The sequence below is a fragment of the Azospirillum brasilense genome, assembly GCF_003349955.1.
Classification (GTDB): Bacteria; Pseudomonadota; Alphaproteobacteria; order Azospirillales; family Azospirillaceae; genus Azospirillum; species Azospirillum brasilense_B.
In genome coordinates, this window is the sequence record NZ_QLKQ01000172.1 from 1 (window position 1) to 1,449 (window position 1,449).

At 64.2% G+C, this 1,449-nt stretch carries 1 protein-coding gene and 1 pseudogene; one reads left to right on the forward strand and one right to left on the reverse strand.

Translation table 11 applies throughout. The features are described from left to right. Positions 1-220 (reverse strand): annotated as a pseudogene (locus DXK32_RS32855) (GntR family transcriptional regulator); the annotation flags it as partial. A 385-nt stretch (positions 221-605) separates the two neighbouring features. Between DXK32_RS32855 and DXK32_RS31905 the strand changes: the two are divergent. Further along, entirely contained in the window at positions 606-1,307 is a 702-nt protein-coding gene (locus tag DXK32_RS31905; RefSeq protein ID WP_114862157.1) for a CBS domain-containing protein, read from the forward strand. Positions 1,308-1,449: the final 142 nt, after the last annotated feature.

Consider the following 1,449-nt stretch of genomic DNA (forward strand, 5'->3'; position numbering starts at 1 on the left):
CCTGGCGCAGCGACTGGTAGGCCTTCGCCTTGAAGCTCATCCCCTGATCCAGGGGTGCGACCGAGAAACTCATCGTCTGCATTGGCGTTCCCGTCCCTCTCTCTCCGCCCCCGGAATGATCCGGGGTTTCCCCGGTTGACGGGGTTTGGGCCGCGCTTTCATTGCCCCGGAGAGGGAAGCGGCTTGGATTGGAGATACGGTATACCAGATGCCAGTTCATGACAAGCGGATATGTTCGGATCGCGGACTGTTTCTTCGATGAACGACGGGACACGGATTTCCGCGCCCCAGCCCGGCAATACTGCGCTTTCGGAGCTCTTTTGGCATACTGTATACGGTATCCACATGCCGCATGACTGGTATACCGAATCCACTGTGGTTGAGGCGGATCGCTGGGGGTACAAACGTCCTTGGAACTACACGCATTCCTCCCTGTAGATTCCCCCACCTGACGGCTCCGCGGCTTCCTGCCAGCGGAGCCTTCTTTTTTCCGCCAGTCCCAGCGGCCTGCGGCAAATTGGTATACCGTACACCAGACTGTTTCCCCACACTTCGCGTACGTGTAAGTTGGCTGGGTCAACGAATCAGCCGAACGGAGGAAAGCCATGAAGGCAGCGGACATCATGACCCGTCAGGTGGTCACCATCGGTCCCGACGCGACGGTGACCGAAGCCGCGAAGCGCATGCTGGAGAATCGGATCAGCGGCCTGCCCGTCTGCGATTCGGACGGGCGCCTGCTCGGCGTCATCAGCGAGGGCGACCTGCTGCGCAGGGCGGAAACCGGCACGGTGCGCCGGGCCTCCTGGTGGCTCGCCATGTTCGCGGGCGCCCCGAACCAAGCCGCCGATTACACCAAGTCCCACGGCCGCCACGTGCGCGACGCGATGACCGAGTCGCTGATCTTCGTCACGGAGGAAACTCCGCTCGACGAGGTGGTCCGCCTGATGGAAAGCAACCGCATCAAGCGTGTCCCGGTGCTGCGCAACGGCACGCTGGTCGGCATCGTCAGCCGCGCCAACCTGCTGCACGTCCTGGCCAGCATCGCCCCGGACGTCTCCCCCGCCGCGGCGGACGACCGCGCGCTGCGCGACCGGCTGCTGGAAACCCTGCGGGCGCAGCCCTGGGCGCCGGAGATCAGCGACAACATCGTCGTGCGCAACGGCGTCGTCCATCTCTGGGGCAGCGTGCGCACCGAGGCGCAGCGCGACGCCCTGCGGGTCGCCGCCGAGAACACCCCCGGCGTCACCCGCGTCGAGAACCATCTGGCCATCGTCGACCACGTCGCCGAGGGCGCGGTCGGCTTCTGAGCCAACCGCTGATGCGGCAACAAAAAAGCCCCTTCCCGGTTCGTCCGGGAAGGGGCTTTTCCTTTCGACCGACTTTTACTCGGTGGCCTTCACGACCTCTTCGGTGACCTTCTTGGCGTCGCCGAACAGCATCATGGTGTTG

What these genes read in the sequence shown, in the direction of transcription:
- DXK32_RS31905 (WP_114862157.1), top strand. Translation starts at nt 606, where the DNA reads ATGAAGGCAGCGGACATCATGACCCGTCAGGTGGTCACCATCGGTCCC.